The organism is Streptomyces sp. UH6, assembly GCF_013421635.1.
Lineage (GTDB): Bacteria > Actinomycetota > Actinomycetes > Streptomycetales > Streptomycetaceae > Streptomyces > Streptomyces abyssomicinicus.
Window position 1 is genome coordinate 1 of sequence record NZ_JACADT010000444.1, and the last position, 4,580, is coordinate 4,580.

Below are 4,580 nucleotides of genomic sequence, written 5' to 3' on the forward strand. Positions count from 1 at the left end.
TAGGGCCCCTCGGGCGCCCGGAGTCCGGCGCGGCCCAGCACGTCGATCCGGCAGCCGCCGTCGGCGTCCCAGGCGGGCGCGCCGTTCTCGGCGACGGCGGGGGCGAGTTCGGGCAGGTCCAGTCCGTCGTGCTCGTCGCGGACCTCGCCGACCAGTTCCTCGACGATGTCCTCCAGGGTGACCACGCCGGCCGTGCCGCCGTACTCGTCGACCACCACCGCGATCGGCTGCTCGCTGCGCAGCCGGGTCAGCAGGGGCCGCACCGGGAGGGTCTCGGGGACCAGCAGGGCGGGCCGGCACATCCGCGTCACCGGGGTGCGCAGCCGCTCGGGCGCGGGCACCGCGAGCGCGTCCTTGAGGTGGGCCATGCCGACGATCTCGTCGATCCGCTCCCGGTAGACGGGGAAGCGGGAGAGGCCGGTGGCCCGGGTCAGGTTGATCACGTCCTCGGCGGTGGCCGAGGCCTGGAGGGCGGCGACCCGCACCCGCGGGGTCATCACGTGCTGGGCGGTCAGGTCGCCCAGCGAGAGGGTGGCCAGGGTGCGGACGAACAGGTCGGCGGTGTCCTGTTCGAGGGTGCCGGCCCGGGCGGAGTGCCGGGCCAGCGAGACCAGCTCGCCGGGGGTGCGGGCGGAGGCCAGCTCGTCGGCCGGTTCGAAGCCCAGGGCGCGCACCAGCCGGTTGGCGACCGCGTTGAGCCCGGCGATCACCGGGCGGAACAGGCGGGCGAACCGGTGCTGGGGTCCGGCCACGAAGCGGGCCACCTGGAGCGGCCGGGAGACCGCCCAGTTCTTGGGGACCAGCTCGCCGATCACCATCTGCACCGCGGAGGCGAGCAGCATGCCCACCGCCACGCAGACGCCGGGGACGACGCCCTCGGGCAGTCCCAGGGCGGTGAACGGGCCGTGCAGCAGTCCGGCGAGCGCCGGCTCGGCGAGCATGCCGACGACCAGGGAGGTGAGGGTGATGCCGAGCTGTGTCCCGGAGAGCTGGAACGACAGTTCCTTGAGGGAGTCGACCACGCGCCGGGCGCGCCGGTCGCCCTCGGCGGCCGCGCGCTCCGCCTCGGGGCGGTCGACGGTCACCAGGCCGAATTCGGCGGCCACGAAGAATCCGTTGGCCAGGATCAGCAGGAAGGCGGCTGCCAGGAGCAGCAGGGGGATGGTCATGTGGCCGCCGCCTCCGGGACGACGCGGAGCGGGTCCGCGTCAGTTCGGGCAGGGGCGGCGCAGGTACTGCAGGACGGTCCGTCCATCGCCGGAGTTCGTCACTCCTCGGATCGCAGGAGCCCCCGGGCGGCGGCCGGCGGGCCGCGCAGGGCGCGGGGGCGGAGACGTCACCGTGACGTCCCAGCCCACAGGTTAATCAAGAGGAGGCCCTTCGTGGCAGGGGCGACTGCGCCGGGCGGGGGGCGTCGGCGTCCGCGCGCGCCCCCCGCGGCCGGTGTGCGTCAGGCGCGGTCGGCGGTGGACCTGGCCTCCACCAGGGCCCTCAGGGCGCGGGCGTCGCGCAGCGCCTGCTCCCGGGCCACGCCGGGCTGGATGCCGAGGACGGGCAGGCTGGTGCCGTCGGAGAGGTCGAGGAAGACCCACGGGTCGCCGGGCCGCAGCCGGACCTGGACGATCTCCGCCCACTCCAGCCGCCGCCCGGACGCGATGTTGACCACCGTCACGCCGGCCCCGTCGGCGACGACCCGGGGCCGGGCGAGCACCCACAGGACGGCGAACACGAGCGCGCCGGTGAGGACGAAGCTCAGCCGCTCCCCCGCACCGAGGCGGGGCAGCAGCACGGCGACGCCGGTGAGGACCACGAACATCGCGGCGCCGAGCGCCAGCAGCACCGCGCGGGTGCGGCCGGGCCGGAAGGTGACGGGGAGCTCGGGCGTTTCCGGCGTGGTCATGCGGTCTTCCTCGGATCCTCGGGGTGGGTGCGACGGCCCGCTGGGGGCCGCGGCGGCCTCAGAGGCGGCAGGCGTGGATGGCGGTGGTCAGGATGGCGCGGGCGCCGATGTCGTACAGGTCGTCCATGATCTTCTGCGCGTCGGCGGAGGGGACCATGGCCCGGACCGCGACCCAGCCCTCGTTGTGCAGCGGCGAGACGGTCGGGGACTCCAGGCCGGGGGTGAGCGCGACGGCCTTCTCCAGCTGCTCGACCCGGCAGTCGTAGTCCATCATCACGTAGGTCCGGGCGACCAGGACGCCCTGCAGGCGGCGCAGGAACTGCTGGACCTTGGGGTCCTCGGTGTCGGCGCCGGTGCGGCGCACCACGACGGCCTCGGACTTCATGATCGGGTCGCCGAAGACCTCCAGGCCCGCGTTGCGCAGCGAGGTGCCGGTCTCCACGACGTCGGCGATGACCTCGGCGACGCCCAGCTCGATCGCGGTCTCCACCGCGCCGTCGAGGTGGACCACGGAGGCGTCGACGCCCTGTTCGACGAGGTACTTGTCGACGATGCCCTCGTAGGAGGTGGCGACGGTCTTGCCGGCGAGGTCCGTGACGTCCTTGACCGCGCCCGGCCTGGCGGCGAACCGGAAGGTGGAGCGGGCGAAGCCCAGCGGGAGGATCTCCTCGGCGTCGGCGCCGGAGTCGATCAGCAGGTCGCGGCCGGTGACGCCGATGTCGAGGCGGCCGGAGGAGACGTAGATCGCGATGTCCCGGGGGCGGAGGTAGAAGAACTCCACCTCGTTGACCGGGTCGACGATCCGCAGCTCTTTGGACTCCCGGCGCTGCTGGTAGCCGGCCTCATGCAGCATGGCCGCCGCAGGGCCGGAGAGGGAACCCTTGTTGGGGACGGCGATGCGCAGCATGGAACGGCTTCCTTCGGTCGGATTCGCGGGGTGTCGCGGACGGTGCGGGCGGACGGGCGGGAGCGGCGCCGTACGGGCGGCGCCGTACGGGCGCGGGGACGCGCGGGGCAGGGCGGCCTAGAGGTGGGCGTACACGTCGTCCAGGGAGATGCCGCGGGCGACCATCATCACCTGAACGTGGTACAGGAGCTGGGAGATCTCCTCGGCGGCGGCTTCCTTGCTCTCGTGCTCGGCCGCCATCCAGACCTCGGCGGCCTCCTCGACCACCTTCTTGCCGATGGTGTGGACGCCCTTGTCCACCAGTTCGGCGGTGCGGGAGGTGGCGGGGTCGCCGTGCGCGGCCTTGTGCTGGAGCTCGGTGAAGAGCTCCTCGAAAGTCTTCTTGGACATGGTGGCTCCACCCTACGCGTCCCCGGGAGGTGTCACCGCCAGGGTTCGGATACTGAACGCAGGGTGGTCGCGGTGGCGACGGCCGCGGTGACGGCTTCGTGCCCCTTGTCCTCGTTCGAGCCGGGCAGGCCGGCCCGGTCCAGGGCCTGCTCCTCGGTGTCGCAGGTGAGCACGCCGAAGCCGACGGGGACGCCGGTCTCCACGGAGACCTGGACGAGGCCCTGGGTCACGCCCTGGCAGACGTACTCGAAGTGCGGGGTGCCGCCGCGGACGACGACGCCGAGGGCGACCACCGCGTCGTAGCCGCGCTGGGCCAGCACCTTGGCCACGACGGGGAGTTCGAAGCTGCCGGGGACCCGCAGCAGGGTGGGCTCGGTGATCCCGAGCTCGGTCAGGGCGCGCAGGGCGCCGTCGACGAGTCCGTCCATGACCTTGTCGTGCCACTGCGCCGCCACGACGGCGACCCGGAGGTCTCCGCAGTTCTCGACGGTCAGTTCGGGTGCGCCCTTGCCGCTCACGTTCTCTCCTGGGTTGGTTCGGGGTGGAAGTCGAGTCCGGGGATGGCCGCGGGGCCGGGACTCACTGGTCGTCGCAGCCGGCCACCGCGGCGCCGTCCTGGTCCAGCCAGGGCAGGTCGTGGCCCATCCGGTCGCGCTTGGTGCGCAGGTACCGGGCGTTGTGCTCGCCGGCCTGCACGGGCATGGGGATCCGGGAGAGGACCTCCATGCCGTGGCGGGCGAGGGCGTCGGTCTTGTCGGGGTTGTTGGTCATCACGCGCACGGTCCGCACGCCGAGGTCGGCGAGGATCCGCGCGCCCGCGCCGTAGTCGCGGGCGTCGGCGGGCAGGCCGAGCTCGAGGTTGGCGTCGAGGGTGTCGTGGCCGCGTTCCTGGAGTTCGTAGGCGCGCAGCTTGGACATCAGGCCGATGCCTCGGCCCTCGTGCCCGCGCAGGTAGACCAGGACGCCCCGGCCGGCCTCGTGGATGCGTTCCAGCGAGGCCTCCAGCTGGGGGCCGCAGTCGCAGCGCAGCGAGTGGAAGACGTCGCCGGTCAGGCACTCGGAGTGCAGCCGGACCAGCAGGTCGCGGCCGTCGCCGATGTCGCCGTGGACCAGCGCGACGTGCTCCACGCCGTCGACGGTGGAGCGGTAGCCGTAGGCGGTGAAGTCGCCGAACCGGGTGGGCAGGCGGACCTCGGCCTCGCGCCGGACGGTGGGCTCGGCGGAGCGCCGGTAGGCGATCAGGTCCTCGATGGAGACGATGGTCAGTCCGTGCTTGCGCGCGAAGGGCACCAGCTCGGGCAGCCGCAGCATCCGGCCGTCCTCCCCGGCGATCTCCACGATCACGCCGGCCGGCCGCTTCCCGGCGAGCCGGGCCAGGTCGAC

The 4,580-nt window shown here is 73.4% G+C and carries 6 protein-coding genes; all 6 read right to left on the reverse strand.

Annotated elements, in window-relative coordinates; translation table 11 throughout:
- The coding region (locus HW445_RS19455) for a hemolysin family protein (RefSeq protein WP_180222269.1) at positions 1 to 1,169 on the reverse strand (1,169 nt) is incomplete at its 3' end.
- Between the two features lie 281 nt (positions 1,170 to 1,450).
- Entirely contained in the window at positions 1,451 to 1,900 is a 450-nt protein-coding gene (locus tag HW445_RS19460; protein WP_180222270.1) for a PH domain-containing protein, read from the reverse strand.
- Between the two features lie 58 nt (positions 1,901 to 1,958).
- On the reverse strand, positions 1,959 to 2,807 hold the full coding sequence (gene hisG, locus HW445_RS19465) for an ATP phosphoribosyltransferase (protein WP_180222271.1): 849 nt from the start codon (positions 2,805 to 2,807) through the stop codon (positions 1,959 to 1,961).
- 117 nt (positions 2,808 to 2,924) lie between these two features.
- Complete coding sequence (locus tag HW445_RS19470) at positions 2,925 to 3,197, reverse strand: phosphoribosyl-ATP diphosphatase (RefSeq protein WP_180222272.1); 273 nt, start codon at positions 3,195 to 3,197, stop codon at positions 2,925 to 2,927.
- A 32-nt stretch (positions 3,198 to 3,229) separates the two neighbouring features.
- The gene (gene ribH / locus HW445_RS19475; RefSeq protein WP_180222273.1) at positions 3,230 to 3,715 is read right to left on the reverse strand and encodes a 6,7-dimethyl-8-ribityllumazine synthase; all 486 of its coding nucleotides are present in this window, start codon (positions 3,713 to 3,715) and stop codon (positions 3,230 to 3,232) included.
- Between the two features lie 61 nt (positions 3,716 to 3,776).
- On the reverse strand, positions 3,777 to 4,580 hold an 804-nt coding region (ribA, locus tag HW445_RS19480; RefSeq protein ID WP_180222274.1), incomplete at its 5' end, for a GTP cyclohydrolase II.